19 protein-coding genes and 1 pseudogene are annotated in these 17,970 nt (G+C 38.3%); 10 read left to right on the plus strand and 10 right to left on the minus strand.

From position 1 onward, the window contains the following. Nucleotides 1-2,170 (plus strand): SMC family ATPase (locus tag H6F47_RS22220; RefSeq protein WP_190651061.1); only part of this gene is annotated, 2,170 nt, incomplete at its 5' end. 206 nt (nucleotides 2,171-2,376) lie between these two features. Here H6F47_RS22220 and H6F47_RS22225 read toward each other — a convergent pair. The 3 genes from H6F47_RS22225 to H6F47_RS22235 all read right to left on the minus strand — a co-directional run bounded on the left by H6F47_RS22225 (nucleotide 2,377) and on the right by H6F47_RS22235 (nucleotide 3,465). After that, nucleotides 2,377-2,658 carry a hypothetical protein gene (locus H6F47_RS22225; protein WP_236104088.1) on the minus strand — a complete coding sequence of 94 codons (282 nt, stop codon included), beginning with the start codon at nucleotides 2,656-2,658 and terminating at the stop codon, nucleotides 2,377-2,379. After that, nucleotides 2,649-2,888, minus strand: coding sequence for a hypothetical protein (locus H6F47_RS22230; protein ID WP_096572946.1), 240 nt, complete (start codon nucleotides 2,886-2,888; stop codon nucleotides 2,649-2,651). Before H6F47_RS22230 ends, H6F47_RS22225 begins: the two co-directional genes overlap by 10 nt. Before the next feature lie 223 nt (nucleotides 2,889-3,111). After that, entirely contained in the window at nucleotides 3,112-3,465 is a 354-nt protein-coding gene (locus H6F47_RS22235) for a hypothetical protein (protein ID WP_190651064.1), read from the minus strand. Between the two features lie 913 nt (nucleotides 3,466-4,378). Between H6F47_RS22235 and H6F47_RS22240 the strand changes: the two genes are divergently transcribed. The 3 genes from H6F47_RS22240 to H6F47_RS22250 all read left to right on the plus strand — a co-directional run bounded on the left by H6F47_RS22240 (nucleotide 4,379) and on the right by H6F47_RS22250 (nucleotide 10,661). After that, nucleotides 4,379-7,999: an NB-ARC domain-containing protein gene (locus H6F47_RS22240; protein ID WP_190651067.1), complete on the plus strand. Its 3,621-nt coding sequence runs from the start codon at nucleotides 4,379-4,381 to the stop codon at nucleotides 7,997-7,999. A gap of 229 nt (nucleotides 8,000-8,228) precedes the next feature. Next, the gene (locus tag H6F47_RS22245; protein WP_236104089.1) at nucleotides 8,229-9,815 is read left to right on the plus strand and encodes a radical SAM protein; all 1,587 of its coding nucleotides are present in this window, start codon (nucleotides 8,229-8,231) and stop codon (nucleotides 9,813-9,815) included. Between the two features lie 276 nt (nucleotides 9,816-10,091). Then, complete coding sequence (locus H6F47_RS22250; RefSeq protein WP_190651084.1) at nucleotides 10,092-10,661, plus strand: hypothetical protein; 570 nt, start codon at nucleotides 10,092-10,094, stop codon at nucleotides 10,659-10,661. 133 nt (nucleotides 10,662-10,794) lie between these two features. On the opposite strand, the gene H6F47_RS28650 is transcribed toward H6F47_RS22250, so the two are convergent. Further along, complete coding sequence (locus tag H6F47_RS28650; RefSeq protein WP_071191986.1) at nucleotides 10,795-10,992, minus strand: ribbon-helix-helix domain-containing protein; 198 nt, start codon at nucleotides 10,990-10,992, stop codon at nucleotides 10,795-10,797. Nucleotides 10,993-11,157: 165 nt separating this feature from the next. Between H6F47_RS28650 and H6F47_RS22260 the strand changes: the two genes are divergently transcribed. Continuing rightward, entirely contained in the window at nucleotides 11,158-11,394 is a 237-nt protein-coding gene (locus H6F47_RS22260; protein ID WP_096572950.1) for a hypothetical protein, read from the plus strand. 198 nt (nucleotides 11,395-11,592) lie between these two features. On the opposite strand, the gene H6F47_RS22265 is transcribed toward H6F47_RS22260, so the two are convergent. Beyond that, nucleotides 11,593-11,883, minus strand: a complete 291-nt coding sequence (locus tag H6F47_RS22265; RefSeq protein ID WP_096572951.1) for an HNH endonuclease — start codon at nucleotides 11,881-11,883, stop codon at nucleotides 11,593-11,595. Nucleotides 11,884-12,156: 273 nt separating this feature from the next. Between H6F47_RS22265 and H6F47_RS22270 the strand changes: the two genes are divergently transcribed. After that, the gene (locus H6F47_RS22270) at nucleotides 12,157-12,714 is read left to right on the plus strand and encodes a Uma2 family endonuclease (RefSeq protein WP_190651069.1); all 558 of its coding nucleotides are present in this window, start codon (nucleotides 12,157-12,159) and stop codon (nucleotides 12,712-12,714) included. A 79-nt stretch (nucleotides 12,715-12,793) separates the two neighbouring features. Then, a pseudogene (locus tag H6F47_RS22275) lies at nucleotides 12,794-12,958 on the plus strand (four helix bundle protein); the annotation flags it as partial. Between the two features lie 61 nt (nucleotides 12,959-13,019). Here the strand turns inward: H6F47_RS22275 and H6F47_RS22280 are convergent. Next, the gene (locus H6F47_RS22280; protein WP_190651089.1) at nucleotides 13,020-14,102 is read right to left on the minus strand and encodes a site-specific integrase; all 1,083 of its coding nucleotides are present in this window, start codon (nucleotides 14,100-14,102) and stop codon (nucleotides 13,020-13,022) included. Between the two features lie 268 nt (nucleotides 14,103-14,370). Between H6F47_RS22280 and H6F47_RS22285 the strand changes: the two genes are divergently transcribed. Both H6F47_RS22285 and H6F47_RS22290 read left to right on the plus strand, forming a co-directional pair. Continuing rightward, nucleotides 14,371-14,592, plus strand: a complete 222-nt coding sequence (locus H6F47_RS22285) for an AbrB/MazE/SpoVT family DNA-binding domain-containing protein (protein ID WP_096572953.1) — start codon at nucleotides 14,371-14,373, stop codon at nucleotides 14,590-14,592. After that, nucleotides 14,592-15,020 (plus strand): putative toxin-antitoxin system toxin component, PIN family, encoded by a 429-nt coding sequence (locus H6F47_RS22290; protein ID WP_096572954.1) that lies wholly within the window; start codon nucleotides 14,592-14,594, stop codon nucleotides 15,018-15,020. Before H6F47_RS22285 ends, H6F47_RS22290 begins: the two co-directional genes overlap by 1 nt. A gap of 161 nt (nucleotides 15,021-15,181) precedes the next feature. Here H6F47_RS22290 and H6F47_RS22295 read toward each other — a convergent pair whose 3' ends face one another. Both H6F47_RS22295 and H6F47_RS22300 read right to left on the minus strand, forming a co-directional pair. Then, the gene (locus H6F47_RS22295) at nucleotides 15,182-15,436 is read right to left on the minus strand and encodes a hypothetical protein (RefSeq protein ID WP_190651072.1); all 255 of its coding nucleotides are present in this window, start codon (nucleotides 15,434-15,436) and stop codon (nucleotides 15,182-15,184) included. 87 nt (nucleotides 15,437-15,523) lie between these two features. Beyond that, nucleotides 15,524-15,853 carry a helix-turn-helix domain-containing protein gene (locus tag H6F47_RS22300; RefSeq protein ID WP_199291258.1) on the minus strand — a complete coding sequence of 110 codons (330 nt, stop codon included), beginning with the start codon at nucleotides 15,851-15,853 and terminating at the stop codon, nucleotides 15,524-15,526. Between the two features lie 127 nt (nucleotides 15,854-15,980). Here H6F47_RS22300 and H6F47_RS22305 point away from each other — a divergent pair, with 127 nt between their 5' ends. Further along, nucleotides 15,981-16,628 (plus strand): restriction endonuclease subunit R, encoded by a 648-nt coding sequence (locus H6F47_RS22305; protein WP_190651075.1) that lies wholly within the window; start codon nucleotides 15,981-15,983, stop codon nucleotides 16,626-16,628. A gap of 186 nt (nucleotides 16,629-16,814) precedes the next feature. Here H6F47_RS22305 and H6F47_RS22310 read toward each other — a convergent pair whose 3' ends face one another. After that, nucleotides 16,815-17,438 (minus strand): Uma2 family endonuclease, encoded by a 624-nt coding sequence (locus H6F47_RS22310; protein WP_190651078.1) that lies wholly within the window; start codon nucleotides 17,436-17,438, stop codon nucleotides 16,815-16,817. A 113-nt stretch (nucleotides 17,439-17,551) separates the two neighbouring features. After that, nucleotides 17,552-17,970, minus strand: a 419-nt coding sequence (locus H6F47_RS22315; RefSeq protein ID WP_190651081.1) for an RNA-guided endonuclease TnpB family protein, incomplete at its 5' end; no start/stop codon positions are given.

Below are 17,970 nucleotides of genomic sequence, written 5' to 3' on the forward strand. Positions count from 1 at the left end.
CTTATCAGCCACTTGGACATCAGTAAATTCTGCTCGTACTCGTTATAATGACACCAAAATTGCTGCTGAGAATGCTGCTAAAGCTTTGATTGATAAAGAATCTGCTTTGAAAATTCAGGAAGATAATTTAAGTCAAGCACAAGCTTATCAAGCTAAAATTGCACCACAACTAAAACAGCAAGAAGAAGCTCTTAATGCTGCCAAAATTTATGAAGAACAGCGTCGTGGAATTAACAATGAACTAAAGCGGTTAGAAAAAATATTGGAAGACAAAATCAAGCTTGTAACTGAAGCTAACAAAGCAGTAAAAAAGGCTGAAACTGAATTAGCAGAGAAAAATAAGATATTTACTGAAGCTAAAAATGAACTTTCTCAATATTCCCTTGGTGGCACAAGACTAGAGCAGCTTAATCAAGTTAACCCACTACTAATTAAATGGGAAGGTATTCAAAAGCAAGTCGAAAGCGATCGCTCAAAACTCCAACAAATTACCCAACAATTAAAAACGGCCGATAATAATTATCAGTCTACTATTTTAAATCTGCAAAAATCCATAGAAGAATGTGAACAAATTTGTGCTAAATTAGATACTGCTAGACAACAAAATTATGCCTCTGCTTTACGAGTATTGCTCCATAAGGGTGATGATTGTCCTGTTTGCGGTGGAGTATACCCAGAAGACAACTTGTTACCACAACTAGAGTCTTCAGACAATATTAAAGCACTAGAAAAACGCGCTCAGACTGCTGAGAAAAACCGTCAAAAAGCTGCTGATGCCAAAACTAAAGCTGAAACCATAAGAGATGAACTAAAGAAACAAGAAATTGAATACCTCCAAATATTGGCAGCTAAAGAAGTCGAATTGCAGGCAGAAACACAACAAATTATTGCCATATTAAAAACAGATACATGGGATGTTCAGGCACTTCAGCAGGAATGCCAAACACTACATGAAAGGGATACTAAATATCAGGAATCTTTAATCAAGAAAGATAAAGCAGATGCGGAAGTTAATGCAAGTGAACAAAATTTTAAATTTGCCAAAGATAAGTTATCAAATACGCAATCCCAGCATCAAGATGCAGCAAATGAAGTAGAACGCCAAAAAACACAATTTCAAGAAATATCCAACAAACTATCAGAACTTACTGGTGGTGATTCTTACGAGAATTTAGTCCGAAAACTAGAACAAGATAAACAAGATTTAGATAATCGTCTTCAGCAGGCACATAAGTTTCATCAAACTGCTCGTGATGAATTTCTCCAATCTCAACAAAATGATTTAAAATCACGAGAAGACTTTGATTTAGCTTCTAATGCAAAAGTACAAATAGAAGCTGAATGGCAAACTCGTTTGTCATCAGAAAACTTTACAGAAGCAATGTGTGAAGAAAGCAAAGCATCACCAGAAGTACAAAATAGATGGCAGCAGCAAATTACAGATCACGACAATAAAAAACTTCAGCTAGAAACTCTTATCACCAAAGAAACTAACGAAATCGGCAATAAAACCACAAATCCAGAAATAATTGCCCAACATGAAAAGTTTGTTGTTACTGCGGAAGAAAAGCGTAAGCAATCACAAGATGAATACAACAATTTAAAACTTTGGATTACTAAAGCTGAAGAGCAGCGAGAGCAAGCAGAGAAATTACAAGCCCAACTATCCAGCAAAGAGCAAGATTTAGAAATTTATCGTATATTATCCAAAGAGTTAAAATCGGATCGTTTTCAAGCCTATATTCTCCAAAATTTTGAGCAGGAGTTAGTAGAACAAGCAACAGTGTTTCTGCGAGAACTTACAGAACAGCGATATGCCTTAAAATATGACGATAAAGAATACTATGTAGAAGATAATTGGAGTGGTGGCGAAACAAGACGGGTACAGACACTATCCGGTGGTGAAACCTTTGCGACTTCTTTATCCCTGGCTTTAGCACTCTCAGAAAAGCTATCAAGAGGAGCTAAGTTAGGCAGTCTGTTTATAGATGAAGGATTTGGAACATTAGATGCTGAAACTCTGCAAAGTGTCTCAAGTATCCTACAATCTTTGGGTCAGCAAGACAAATTAGTGGGCGTAATTACTCATGTTCCTGCTTTGGGAGAAGAATTAGGAACGCAAATCAAAGTAGAAAAGTTTCCAGAAGGCTCTCGGATTATTATGGCGTAAACTGAAGAAAGCGTTGGTGAAGCCCCTGAACGACTGGACTCTGAACACCAGCAAGAATTATTTAAGATGGCTGCTGGTAGTGTTATGCTGGTGTTAACGCCAAGTCCTTTGGTGACCTACAGCCTGGAGATAAACCTGATAGAACATTGTGGGGATGCTACACACCCAATAATCCCAGAGAAACACTTGTCCATCTCATTTCTGGCTTACTTTTTTGGTTTATCTTTGGATTTGTGAGAGCCAAAGCTATAGACCATTGCTATTTTCACGATATCAAAATAAGCAAGATGATTATCTTTATTGACAATTGCTAAAGATATCGATCCTGCAACTAAGATTACCAAAATTACTGATAGTGCTTCACCTTTGATGCCGTTGCCGTTATCTGACATGATATGACCTCCTCTGGTTTGAAACCTTTGGCTGAATGAAAATAAGCCAAAGGTAATATCTGAAGAAGCAGCACCATAAATTTGGACTAACTCCAAGATTCAAAAATCATAGCGATCGCAAACATACAGAATAAAGAAATTGCAGCCCTGATAAACCAAATCCAGATATTCAAGGATAGCAATACTGTAACAATTGACCATGCACCAAAAACGTTAAACACAACAATCGCGATCGCAAAACCAGAGATGGTTAATAGTAAATATTTCAATCCTTTTCCAGCCAAATTTAACAAAGGATTTGGGTTATCTTGGCGATTATTTCTCATGGGTTTCTCCTATCTTGAGATACATTTAGATACAATTTGCACTAGAAATTTACGAAGTGCAAAACCTACGCAAAAATCCGGCGTGCAAACATACACTACCGGCTTGTAAACTTCTCATTTATCAAAAGCCCAATGTCTTCAGAAAATTAAATATTTAGTTGTGTTAAAACCTCATTCCGTAACTCGTTTTTTACCCTGTGAATAGCTGTAGCGACATATCGCATTATTGATTTTTGTTCCGATAATCGATCCAAGTGTTAATAATATGATCGTGTAATTGTTGGATTTCTTGCAATTCTTGTGGATTCAACGTATAACGGTGGCTAATATGACCACTTAATTCGATGATGCTTTCATATTTCCCCTTTTTACTAGAAATAGTAAACTGGCCGTGTTGAGTGTCCGACAAAGTTTCAATCAGCAGAAAGCTGATATGAGAAAAAACCGGTGGTAACTTCACTACATATAACGGGTTGGGTTTAGCTAAAATCTCTGGGGATTCTTCTCCTATTTTCAAAACGCTTTTAAGAGCATCCCCACTTCTGATAAAGTCTGTCAGTCTGAAAAAACTGGTCATATTAGTTACCCCCTAATATTGGCTGTTGACTTGAGACCTATCTGTATATCTCACATAGAGGTATATGTATATAGGATAATCATACCTACAGTAAAAATGCAAGGTGTTTAGGAAATTTTTTTGCAAAAAGTCGATTTTGTAAACTTATATATAGTTTTTCGGCTAAATGCCATCTCACATAAATATAAAAAGTTATACTAGAGTAAGTTTTTATACACAAACCTGAAATGACATGATTTAGCTGGTATTTCTCTATTTATCCAGGTTTCTGGAATCACAACAACGTCTTCTTCTGCTCCTTGCTACACTGTGATCAAAACGATGGGATATTTTTTGATTTGTCAATCCCTTAACATTCTGAGTACAATTGCTGTAATGTGATGAAACCTGAAAAAGAGAATAGCTGAGTCAGGAAACTGAAAGAACCTAAAAGCTTATGGCTATAGGAGTCATAAATAGGGTTTGCTGAATAAACCTAAAACCTTGATATATCAAAGGTTAGAGGCTGATAAACACAGAAATTAGTGCAAGGGTTTTGAAGGGTATACCGGAAAAAGTGTGCATTTTTTGGGATTTCAAGAGATGGCAAAGAAATTTTCAAATCTCCTCCTGACTCCTGACTCCTGACTCCTATGCCCTCACGGAAAGACTTTCTCAGCAACCCCTAAATAATACGTGAGGAATAATCAAGCAGAGAATATTTATTTGTTAATCAAGGATTTTCATTTACGTATATCCTCACAAACAGTTAATATTGCTACATTCATCAATATAAAGATGACTAATATAAGTGTGTAATTACTGTAAAGCTGAGAAAAAGACTATATAAAACTCCTTTTTGGAGGTATTATTCATGCTATACAAAATTCTCACATACAGATAAGTAACAGATATGATATGGAGCTTAGAAAAGATGAATACAGCAGATAATAGACCTTTACTTCCTGATAATTTCATTACAGCAGTTGCAAACCAGCATAATGTTACCAAAACGGAGCTAGATGCGTTAATTTTAGCACTAAATGATTATTCTGGTGCGGAAATTGCCGAGCGACTGAAGATTTCTCAACCAGCAGTGAGAAAAAGATTAGGAGAAAGTTACCGCAAATTAGGTATAGAAGGGAGTGGGAATAAAAAAATTTATAACTTGAAACAGAAACTATCTGCTCAATATAAATCTCTTTATGAAAATGTTCCTACTTCACAAGAAGATTGGGGTGAGGCGGTTGATGTAGAAGGTTTTCGGGGTAGAAATGAAGAAATTTTAGACTTAGAAGACTGGATAGTTGATGGTGATCCTTTGCGGTGTAGATTAGTAGCAGTGTTGGGTATGGGTGGCATTGGTAAAACTGTGATAGCAGCTAAAGTTGCCAAAAAAGTACAGCCAAAATTTGATTATTTGATTTGGCGATCGCTTCGTAATGCACCACCATTAGAGGAAATTCTTAACCAACTTTTACGATTTTTACCTCACGATGCTCAAGATTACTTAACAGTGAGTGAAAATAATAAAATTCTTCTACTAATTGATACTCTCAGAAAACATAGATGCCTAGTTATTTTAGATAATGTGGAATCAGTGCTACGTAGTGGTGAGGGTAAAACTCAAGAATGGGCTGGTGAATATGAAATTGGATATGAAAACTATGGCTACTTGTTTAAAAAAGTTGCAGAAGCATCACATAATAGTTGTTTATTACTCACCAGCCGAGAAAAACCCAAAGAAGTGGCTGCACTAGAAGGTAAAAATCTACCAGTGAAAGTTTTACAATTATCCAGCCTCAATGTAGATGAAGCTAGGGAAATTCTGCGGGATAAAGGATGTGAATTTACTCCTCAACAGTTACAAGAATTAGTCACTAGATATTCTGGCAACCCCTTAGCATTAAAAATAGTTGCCACTACAGTTTATGACTTATTCAGCAATAACATTACAGAATTTTTAACAGAAATTGAAGAAGCCAGTGCTGCTTATGGAGATATTCGCACCCTGCTAGATACCCAGTTTAAACGTTTGTCAGATTTAGAAAAAAAAGTTATGTATTGGCTGGCAATTCATCGGGAATATGTTTCCTTGATAAATTTAAAAAGTGATTTAAGTACCACAGATGCCAGGTCAAACATACTAGAAGTTATAGAATCATTGTTACGGCGATCGCTACTTGAAAAAGAAACAAACACTAGCAGATTTCGCCAGCAGTCTGTAGTAATGGAATATGTGACAGAAAACTATATAGAAGCAGTAACTGATGAAATTTACCAAGGACAAAAACTAGAATTTATTAATGCCTACCCCTTAATTCAAGCGCGATCGCTTGATCATATCCGACTCATACAAGAAAGATTGATCCTAGAATCTGTAAAACAAAAGCTGATCACAGCCTTTGGGACAACAAAAAAACTAGAAACTCATCTGCAACAACTGCTTATAAATTTACAACAGGAATCACCCCCAACTAAAGGTTATGCAGCAGGAAACTTAATCAATTTACTGCGACAACTCCAGATCGATAAATCCCAGCACAATGACCAAATTGATTTAAGTAGATGGGATTTTTCTAATTTGACTATTTGGCAAGCCTACCTGAAAAATGTCAACCTACAAAACACTAGCTTTGCTAATTCCGATTTAACAGGTTCAGTGTTTACAGAAACAATGTCTAGTCTTGTATCTGTGAGATTTAGTCCCGATGGTAAATTCTTTGCCACAGGTTTAATGTCAGGAGAAATAAGATTATGGCGCACTGCTGATACTAAACAAATTCGCATTTATAAAAGTCATACTGCTTGGGTTTGGGCTTTGACCTTTAGCCCAGATAGTAAAATTTTAGCTAGTGGTAGTGCAGACTATAGAGTTAAACTGTGGAATGTGGAAACAGGGGAATGTCTGCACACACTCAAAGAACATACTAATAAAGTTTATTCAGTAGCTTTTAATCCTGATGGTTCTTTATTAGCTAGTGCCAGTGAAGACCAAACTATTAAAATTTGGGATATTGCTACAGGAGTTTGTCAGCAAACCCTTTCTGGTCATCAAGGCTGGGTGTTATCTGTCACCTTCCAACCGTCTAAAAGTACCAACATTCAGCCTTTACTTGCTAGTGGCAGTGCAGACCAGAAAATTAAACTCTGGGATATCAACACAGGTCAATGTGTGAAAACCATCAATGGCCATAATGGTGAAGTTAACTCTGTAGTCTTTAGTCCTGATGGGGAAACACTAGCTAGTGGTAGCGCAGACCGCACTCTCAGACTATGGGATGTAAATACAGGTCAATGTCAGCAAGTATGGAAGGGACACAGTAAAAAGATTTATTCAGTTCGTTTTAGTCCTGATATGAAAACCCTAGCTAGTACTGGTGAAGACAGAACTATCAAACTCTGGGATATTGCACGGGGTGAATGTCTCAAAACCTTAGAAGGTCACTATAGCCAAGTTTGGGCGATCGCCTTTAGTCCTGATGGCAACACTCTCATCAGTTGCAGTGACGACCAAACAGCTAGACTATGGGATGTAAAGACCGGAAATTCCTTGAATGTCTTGGAAGGATATACCCGTGATGTGTATTCTGTACAATTCAGCCCCGATAGTCAAATCTTAGCCAGTGGTCGGGATGACCACAATATTGGGTTATGGAACTTACAAACCAAAGAATGCCACGTTTTTAATCAACATGAAGGCAGGATTCGTTCTGTCGCTTTTCATCCCAATGAAAAAATACTGGCTAGTGGTAGTGCAGACAATACCATTAAACTTTGGGACATCACAGATAGTCGTCACAGCAGATGTATTAACACCCTCAAAGGACATGATAACTGGGTATGGACAGTTGCTTTTAGTCCGGACGGAAATACCTTAGTTAGTAGTAGCGAAGACCACAGCATTCGCATCTGGGAAACTTCTAACGGTGAGTGTGTGCAAAAAATCAAAGCCCATAGCCATTGGGTGTGGACAGTAGCATTTCATCCTCATGGGGAGATTCTGGCCAGTGGTAGCGCAGACAGTCACATTAAACTCTGGGATGTTAGTACAGGTGAATGTTTGCAAACTCTCACAGGCCATCAAGACATGATTTGGTCAGTCGCATTTAGTTCTGATGGGCAATTTTTAGCTAGTGGTAGCGAAGACCAAACTGTAAAGTTGTGGAATGTTAGCACAGGTGAGTGTGTCCAAACCTTGAGAGGGCATAATAAACCAGTCTACTCAGTGGCATTTAGTCCCAAGAAACAGATTTTAGCTAGTGCTGGCGCTGATACCACTGTGAGACTATGGCAAGTGAGTACAGGTGAGTGTATGGAAATTCTCAAGCGGGGACATACAGCCGCAATTCGTTCTTTAGCTTTTAGTAGTGATGGTAAGCTATTAGCTAGTGGCAGCGAAGACGAAAATATTCAATTGTGGGATATGCAAACTTGTAGTAGATTACAGCCACTTAAATCAGACCGCATTTATGAACGTCTGGATATTAGTGGGATTACAGGTTTAACCGATGCTGAAAAAGCTTCTTTAAAAATGTTGGGTGCTGTTGATTAAGGTCTCAGAATTGAATCAGAAACAGTATCCTCAAATGAATACCTGAACAAGCCAATTTGGCTTGTTATCTCATTCGCAGGATACATATAATAAATACATAAATTTGTTTTTCTGTTCATTACCCATCAAAAAACAATTTTAGTTGCTTACCATAATGATAATTCAAAACAATACTGAAAATTTAATTAATTATCAAATATCATGTTATAACAATTCTATCAAAATCGTATTGATTGGCGAATTTATTAAACATCGAAGTTTCAACGGAGCTAATAAAGCATTACCCGTTTTAGCTTCTAGTTTAGTTAATGCTGGATTTAGTCAAGTTATACAACTAGATTTAGAACGTCCTGATTTAAGCATTGATGATGTTTTAAAAGAAATCAGAAATGCTGACTTAATTATCTTTGCTGGTTGTCTAACAAATCAATGGTCAGAAATTGACGAACATAGTAGAAAAATATTTGCAGAATTACAAAAACATAAACGGGAAAATGTGCCGATTTTAGTTGGCGGTTATGCAACTAAAAGTGTTGAAGACATTGCCAGGATTACACCTTGGATTACGGCATTTTGTGATGGTGAAGGTGAAGAATCAATTGTCAAAATTGCTCATGCAGTTGCCAGAGGAACTTTCTATCAAGAAATGAAAGATTTACCCGGCTTATGTTTTATCAATGATGATGGTAAATTTTACCGTACCATTGCCCCAAGAGTGAATAAATTTGATGATATTGATCAAAACTTTGGTTTAATTCATTTACCCCAAGTCCATGATATGGATATTTTTAAATCCTCAGATGGTAGACAATTAAAAACAGCCCAAATTTTTACCCAGAGAGGATGTCCTTGGGGGTGTGGTTTCTGTAATAAAAGTAGTGAAAGTAATAATGTAGTGAGATTGGGTGAAGAATCTTTTCGTCGGCAATTACAGCAATTAAAACAGCGTGGCTATGAAGCAATTTATTTAGATGTTGATACTTTTACAGTTCATGATCAAGCTGCCAAACGAGAAGCTGAAATATTAAAAGCAGAAGGATTTGTTTGGGGTTCAAATACGAGAATTGATAAAATTAACTATGAGCAGATGCGTTATTTGGTAGAAAATAATTGTGTGTATATGTTTTTTGGGGTTGAGCATACATTACCAGAAGTATCATTAGCAAATCATAAATTTAATGGTTCTATTGCTAGTCAAATTAGGCAAGCATGGGATTATCCATCTAAGATTGAGCAAGTTTTTCAAGATATGAATAAGGCTGGTTTACCCAGTAGTTATTTTTTAATTTTAGGACTACCAAAGGCCAAATTAAATGATCAAAAAACTGATATTATAGGTTACGAACCAACGACTTTTGCGGATGATATTGAAGCAATTAGTTTTGGTATTGAAAGGTGTAAACCCGATTTTTTAAATTTTAATATTCTGCGATTTATGCCTGGGAGTATGGCAGCTGATACAATTGGTGATTGTAGTTACTCCTGTGTGCGTCCTTCAGGAAAACAACCAATTACTGCTGGATACTTTTTACGGCGTGCTGTTAAGCATTATGGCTATCCCCAGTCCCAAGAACACGGTGTTTACCGACTGTGTGAATCAGTTAGCAGATATCAACCTATTACAACGGCTATGAATCCCCAACGGGTTTATGATACCATCTGCTATGCTATGGAGTTGATTAATAGTAAGATTGATCAAGGTGGTAAAGCGACAAAGTTGTTTATTGATAGGGATTTAATAGCTTTAGGTTTAGTGAGTCAAGATGAACAGGGAAAATATGCGATCGCTCCTTTGGAATACTTTTTAAATCTTTGAACATAACAGGATGATATTGGTATCATTACACAGGCACTGGGGCAATTCAACGAGTTTATGAATGATTTAAAACCCACATTCCGCACCCCCCAGTGTCACAATCGGTAATTTCGGATTTTTGAATACCTTTGATGATAATTTTGATACAAAATAGTCTAAATCTTAGGTGGCGATCGCCAATCTCAAATCCCCAAACGACCATTTTTCGTTGTGTGACAGTTTAGGGTGCGGAAGGTGGGTTCATATACAATTCTCGATATCACAACTGATATCGCCATGAATAACAAAACCCCACCCAGCCAAATGATCCGCGTGCCTACTGTACTAATTCCTGTAGTACGTAACCTGTCAAAAATTCACCGTGATGGTCACACAACGGCGTTACTGCAAGGGTTACAGGAATTGATTTCACAGTTTGATATCAACACTAAACTGGAAGCAACCACCGAGTTACAGGAGGTAGAGGAAAAGTTGGGGCAACTGGAAACACACCTTTGCCAGCAAGACGAACATCTGGCTGTTAAACTAGAAACTATTGCCAAGCACTTAGAAAAGATTGAAAAAGCGATAGCTTCGCTCGCCGCAGGCAACGCTTCTGGTAGATACAGTAACTCCAGACCACGGCGTTCAGCGTATCCATACCAGTATCAACAACCAGTAGAAATCAACTCCTTTCCCAATGAAAATTTAGCGCAGAGATTGGGAGTGACAGCGCAGAGTTTAATTAATGAACGAGAAAACAAAACTGAGCAGGAATTCATCAGCTGGTCTAGGAATCGAGATCCAAGTGGGTTAGGCTGGAAATTTCAGGCAGAAGATGGGTTGTATTATCCAGTTCGGCAGTAGGGGGTTTCGCGGAAGTCAAAAGTCAAAAGTAATATAGAGTCTGCTTTTGAAAGATTTCCAATGGTTCATTAACTTATGCCGTGATGTCCTAGTATTTTCCTAACAAAAGCTAACAATAATTATTCACAGCTTATTAATCCTCTGTTATATCTATTTTTACTAATTCCAATAAACCCTGTCTAATCACCTGTTCAACTAACTCACTTCTGGTGATACCTAATTTTTCTGATACCCTATCAAGTTCTGTGGAAGCAGTCTCAGTTAGCATAATCTGATACCTCTGCTTTGGCTCACCATATTTGTCTTTCTCAGCTTTTCTTGGTCTTACCACGGGCTATACACACATCAACACCTCCACACTTTACAAATTTATGGGAGATGCTATATACACACTTACACATCTACATATAAAATAAAAATAAGGCGACACCTACGCTGCACTTCGTGAACCTTGGCAGGTAGGCAAATCGCCTTAACCCTTACAGGTAAATTAATCATGACACAAATTCAAAATTTTCTCGCCGGTGCTAATGACACCACAGTAGTCAAAGAACCCAGTAACAGAGAACCATTAAAGCATTTATTAATTGGCTCAAGGAGAACTGTTATCAGTACAATTCATCATTTACAGGTAATTGGTTATGCAGATGTTGGAGATTGGAGTGAACCTATACCCACTGGTAATGTTGGGGAGTTCATGAGTATTTTAATCAGACAAATCCTGATTAAATAACAAGAAATAACCAGTGATGCCAACTAATTAAGAATTATTTTGACAGGAGGAAGTTAAACCCTTCTGTCAAGAAAATTTTAGGGATTTGTTTCTAGTTTAACTATTTTTGATGCAGATAAATAAATACAGACAAATAATTGTGTATTTTCTTTTTCCATTTCTCCTCAAGAAAATATCTACATTTCCAATGAATAAAATCTAAAATTTTGACAGATCAAATAGAGATAATTGACCAACAGAAACATTACCCTTTCCACCGCGATGATAATTAAGGTGGCATCCACTGCAAAGACAAATTAGGTTCTCTAATCTGTTATCAGATGGGTCTCTATTCCAGTGATGAACCTGGAGATTATAGGCACGGGGGTTAATAATATCATTAGGTTTTTCACCAGGACGTAAGCAAACGCGACCGCATTTTTGACAACGCCAATTAGCTTTTTCTTTAATGTTTTTAGCCAATTCTTTCCAGTGCTTTGGGTACTCCATGATAACTGTTAACACCAAACTTTAGGATTGTGATAATATTATAAAATAAACATGATATTATTATATAACAAAAAACAACATTTTTGGTGATTATAATGTAACTGTAAACATTCAGCAATCAAGGTTCAGTCAAAAGCTGAAAAACTGAAGATTAGACGTAAATTCCTCATCAAAGAAAGAGAATTCAAGATTCAGGAGTCAGAATATCTCATCTTTGTAGTGAATTTTGAGCTTAAAATGAAAATCACAGCCTAGATGCAAGGAAAACTCACCATGACAGTTACTACTGCTAAATGGAGTTTAGACGACTATCATCGCATGATTAAAATTGGCCTTTTAGCTGGTCGCAAGGTTGAACTACTAAATGGAGAAATTATCAACATGGCACCGGAAGGACCAGAACACGCACAAATTAATACTGACTCTGCTGAATACCTGCGGGAATTACTTGGTTCAAAAGCATTGGTAAGAGATGCAAAACCTATTACTATTCCTGAAAGTAATTCAGAACCAGAACCAGATTTAGCAATAGTTGAACCACAGCGTGCTATTTATCGCAGTCACCATCCTTATCCTGAAAATATATTTTGGTTAATCGAATATTCTAAAACGACCCTGAATAAAGATTTAGATATAAAACGCAAAACATACTCTGCTGCATCAATTCCTGAATATTGGGTAGTAGATTTAAATAATCAACAAGTAAAAGTGTTTAGAGAACCAATAAATGGTGATTATTCCCAAGAATTAACTTTGACTTTAGGTGAAATATCTCCGTTAGCATTTCCAGAAATTAAAATTTCTATTCAACGTTTGCTACAAGGGTTTTAAGGAGGCAGGGGGCAGGGGGCAGGGGGATAACGGGAGAACTTTCCCCTCCGCTCCCCGCTCCCTGCCCCTCTGCTTCTTCTGTGAAGCAGAAGCAGCAGAAACTCAAACTTGGCTTACTTTTGCTGTGAAATGTGGTTATTTAGAAGTTGATACAGGTAGAGAACTTTATAGAACCTACAACCAAGTATTAGGCATTCTCGTAACTATAATCAACAATCCATCTCCCTGGCTCATAAAACGCTAATTTCCCATCCCCCTGCTCCCTGCTCCCTTTCCTCTTTGTGACCCATTGGATCACATTTTCCTCAAAACCTGGGCAACACCGTCCCAGTCCCAGCATCCCTTTTGGGACGAACATAGGTCTTAGTCGTATCACTCTTAGTATGACCCAACTGGTCTTGCACCTCAAACAGCGTTTTTCTATCCACCGCCCTTGATGCGTGAGAATGACGCAACCAGTGACAAGAAAACTTCACCCCTGCCACCTCAGATATATCCTGAATCAATTTTTTAATCGCTCGGTCACTCAATGGCAAACCCCGTTTCTTTGGATCAGGTGAGACATTAGGAAACACAGGCATCTTCTCACCTGCCATCCCCCGGTACTTCTTAAACATCATCGAAGTCTCATGGTCTAAACCAATTTCCCGGTACTTCCCCCCCTTGCCCCGAAACTTAATCGTGTAATATCCCCGGTGTTTATCTCCGGGTATCGGCTCTGGTTGCCATTTAAAGTTGTGCCAATATAAACCCGGATAATCTTCCTGGGGTTGACCTGGTTCCTGACCAGGAATAGTTACCCGACCCACTTCACCTACCCGCATCCCACTATAAAAAAGCAAACAGAAAACCAACCAGTGTTTCTCCCCTAACATCTGGGCAGCATGAGCCAATTGTTCCAACTCCCAATCTTCCAGATAACGCTCTGCTTTCGGTAAATCAGTGAAATTATCGTAACTTATCGTACTAGCAATATTCCGTAAAAAGTAGCCCACATTCTCACTGCTGCCATAACTCCAGAGAGATCGCAACATCAAAACCTGGTTAGATTTAGTATAAGGGGAAACCTCACCCCAAGAAGCGACAAATTCTAGTAACTTTGGTTGCTGAACCAAGCGTAAATCCTCTATCCCCTGCTTCCGTACCCACTCCAGTAATTTTTGACCAAAGCGATAGTATTTTCGCTTAGTCTGTTCCCGATTTTGTGACCCTGCCCAAGCCAAAATCAACTCCTCATCATTTGATACGGCAGGTGTGCGGTAATAATATTGACGAATTACCTCCTCAACTAATTCGGCGGTAACAGGTTGAGAAGTATCACGAGATACAACCTGACTGGGAGCGGGGAGAACTTCTACAGGACTGACCTCAATGTTGTTCACATCCATGAGAGAAATAAGCATCACGTAGTAGACGACATCTAGCTTCCTGGAAGGGCTGTTTCAGGAAGCTTTTTTTATATTCTACCCTCCCGGTGCAGGGAACTTCAAGTTAACTTGATTTCACGTAATGCGCTTTCCGCTTGATTCAATATTTTCTCTATTCTTGAGCTATCCTGATGCAATCGCTAAATCTTACTCTCATACTTGTCAGGTAAAATGTGTATACTAAAGTAAGGATTCCTTACATTTTCTGGCAAAAGCTAGGAGGATTGTCATGCTGGCCAAGTTAACCTCTAAGAATCAACTCACACTGCCTAAAAGTATTACCCGTGAAATCGGAGAAGTTGAGTATTTTGAAATACAGGTTCAGGATGGGCAAATTATTTTGACTCCAGTAAAGATTCAACGGGCTGATGCAGTTAGAGCTAAACTAGCGGATTTAGGGTTGAGTGAACAGGATGTAGCTGATGCAGTAGCTTGGGCGCGTCAGTCGTGATGGTTAGTCCACGAGTGGTAATTGATACTAATATCGTAGTCTCTGCGTTGATATTTAGGGGTAGAGTATCTAGGCTTCGTTTGGCATGGCAAGACGATCGCTTTACTCCCCTAGTTTCTCAAGCAACGATCACAGAGTTAATCCGAGTGCTTGGTTATCCAAAGTTCAAGCTCACGCCAATAGAGCAAGAATATTTACTATCGGATTACATACTGTTTTGTGAAACTATAGCGATGCCCGATAACTTGCCTGTAATTCCTGAATGTCGTGACCCTTTTGATGTGCCTTTTTTACTTCTAGCTGTGGTTAGCAAGGCAGATTATCTTGTGACAGGCGATTGCGATTTACTCAGTCTACAAGATAATTTTTCTTGCCCGATTATTACTGCTGAAGATTTTCTGAATGTTATTGATGTTCAGTCATCCTGATTTTTCCGGTGACAACATCGTTAAATCAGGGTTTTGCGGAAACACAAATTAAAACATCTTTAATATTCACAAAAAATACTTTATGTCAAGGTCCCGGAGGGAACTAGCGCTCCGTAGGAATCGCTAACGATAGCTTTATTAAACTTTTAAAGTAACAGTGCCTATTGCACTACGATAGGTCTATTCAAAATGCTCATGACCTCATTTGGGTTAGGGCTTGGTAGCAGAGGACTCCAATCTCCAACTTCTGCATAGCCAATCACCTGTAAGTAGTGAATTGTACTGGTTACAGCTTTAGGAGAACCTATCAAGAGATGTTTGAGCGGTTCTTTAAGAGGGACTGACAATACAGTCCCTTGATTAGTTCCGGGTGCATTGAGGTCTTCAATCTCGGATAAGAAGCTTTGGGTAATCATGATTCACCTGTGTTAAGCACGAATAGCTATCACACACAATAAAGTGAGGGTTGTCATGGTGACAACTAAATAATGCACCAATGACAACTAATCATTACAATTTATATCATGCTTGCGACGGCGCTTTCTCGCCCAGAGTTCTCTGAGGTGAGCAGGTTCATTTTCAAATTGAGTCCACAGTGCATGAATTTCTGCCAGTCTGCGTTTATCTGCTTCTGATGGTTCTCTACGGTGTTCACCTTGGGAAAACCAATGAGCTACAGTGCTTTTAGAGCGTCCGCACAGTTCGGCAAGTTCTTCGTAATTGACAACCCAATGTTTTAGGAACTCTTCAGGCTCCATCTTAATAGCAACCTTAGCTTTGTAAATCTCAAACAGATCCCAGTGTCTTCTAGTGGGTGTTTTAGCTGCAATCATAGTGATGGCTATAAAAATGCACGGGTGACAATATAGATAATTATCATATCGTGCTTGGAAACAAAGCCGAGTAATTATATATAAATCCCGTCTACGTTGAAACCTAAAGGAAATAAATTGATATGATATGGTTCAAACAATACAGGCTAAAGAGGGAGCATTGCTGGAATTAGAAACAGAATTTCGACTTCAATTGGTTGAAGATGAGCAATTTTTTACAGAGTTGTTTGTTGAATTGCCAGAAATTACACAATTAGAAAAACAACAACTTGACAGAGTTAAAGCCAGCTATGCCAATTTGCTTAAGTACCCACCTCTACTTGAAAATACTGTGAAGATGGTGGTGTTGTCTCCCCTGTTAGATTTAGCAGACTTTTACCTATCTCCATTTCATGTTAAATCAGACAAATCTGTAGAAATTACTGCTGAAGATGCTGGTGTAACGGTTAAAGGACAGATGGATGTCTTAGTTTTGTTTGAACAGCTAGTAGTAGTAGTCATTGAATCCAAACAAGCAGCTTTTTCTGTGGAAGTAGGTAAAGCCCAGATTCTTGCTTATATGTTGGCAATTTCTAAACCCGACAAAGCAATATATGGACTAATTACCAATGGTGGTAGTTTTATCTTCGTCAAGTTGATTAATGAAAATATACCAAAGTATGGGTTTTCTCGCTTGTTTTATATTTTCAATCCGGGGAATGAGTTGTATACAGTTTTATCAGTGTTGAAAAGCTTAGGTCAACTAGCAAGAAATATTCATAATACAAAAGTATGATAAAATTTAGCCCTGAATCCGGACCGACGATTCCTTAATGGTACAAGCCCCCGGATTTATCTGTGGAATCAATCCAAAATCTAAAATCTAAAATTTCCAAGCCCCCTGATTTATTCGTGGGGTCAATCCAAAATCCAAAATCCAAAATCTAAAATCCAAAATTGTCTGACAATTCTTCTTTGCCAATCAGCAACTCATGGCAAAAATCTGTTCAGCTGTTAGGGTAATGTTGGGAAACAATCTCGAATCAATTCGATTATTTCCTTGAAACACCTTTGGGGGTAAATACTCACCATCTTCAAGTTGGTAAATTGTAATAGTTGGTTGTTTGGGAGAGCCAATGAAGCGAATGCCACCAAAAGCGGCATAGTCTACGATGATGTACTCTAAAACGCCTAAATCCTCATATTCAGCAAGTTTTGTTAGGTAGTCATCCTTCCAATTGTTACTAACAACCTCAATAATTCCCGGTGGGGGAATATATGCAGCAGCAGAACTAGAGAGAGTTTTCATCCGCTGCCATTCTTCCCTAGCAAATATGACAATATCAGCTTTTCGGCTTTTTTCTTTTTCTCCTGGTGCTGTTTTTATCCTGCTCTGCTTTGACTGGCGCGACACATACGGCAGGTCATTTTCTTGGCAGTGATTTTCAAGGTAGGCACACAGCCTCTGGATTAAATCTTCGTGATTGGCATTTGGTTCTGATAATGGCACAGGAATCCCATCCAATAACTCAAACTCTCTACCTGAACCATCGTCCCAGGCAAGAAACTCTTCAAAAGTCAGTAGTTGTGTGACGGTTGCGTACATCGCACTCGCTCCATAGCTGACGGGTAATTAACTGCTATATAAAACCTAGACAAAGCTAGACTTTACTTTCTACTTCAACGGGAGCATGGGAGCGGCTATCCCTCGGTAGACTTTCACGCCTTAGCCAGACGCGATAACATGATTGCTGCATTTAGATCCCTATCTATTTGCAAACCACAGTTCTCACAGCGATAAATTCTTTGGGACAAGGAAAGACTATCTTTTTTATGCCCACAGTGAGAACAGGTTTTACTTGATGGATAAAATCTATCAGCAATTATAATTTCACAACCAAATTTTTTAGCTTTATATTCTAGCTGACGCTTAAACTCATAAAACCCACAATCAGCTATTGCTTGAGCTAATTTATGATTTGACAACATTCCTGAGCCACTGCGTTGGGCGGGTTTCCCGACTTGAAGCAAGTGGCGTGAAACATTTAAATCTTCTACTACTATCTTCGCGTGGTTTTTGCATAAGTAAGTAGTAAGTTTATGAATAGTGTCTTTTCTCAGGTTTGCTATTCTTGCAT

The organism is Sphaerospermopsis sp. FACHB-1094 (assembly GCF_014696195.1).
Taxonomy (GTDB): Bacteria; Cyanobacteriota; Cyanobacteriia; order Cyanobacteriales; family Nostocaceae; genus Sphaerospermopsis; species Sphaerospermopsis kisseleviana.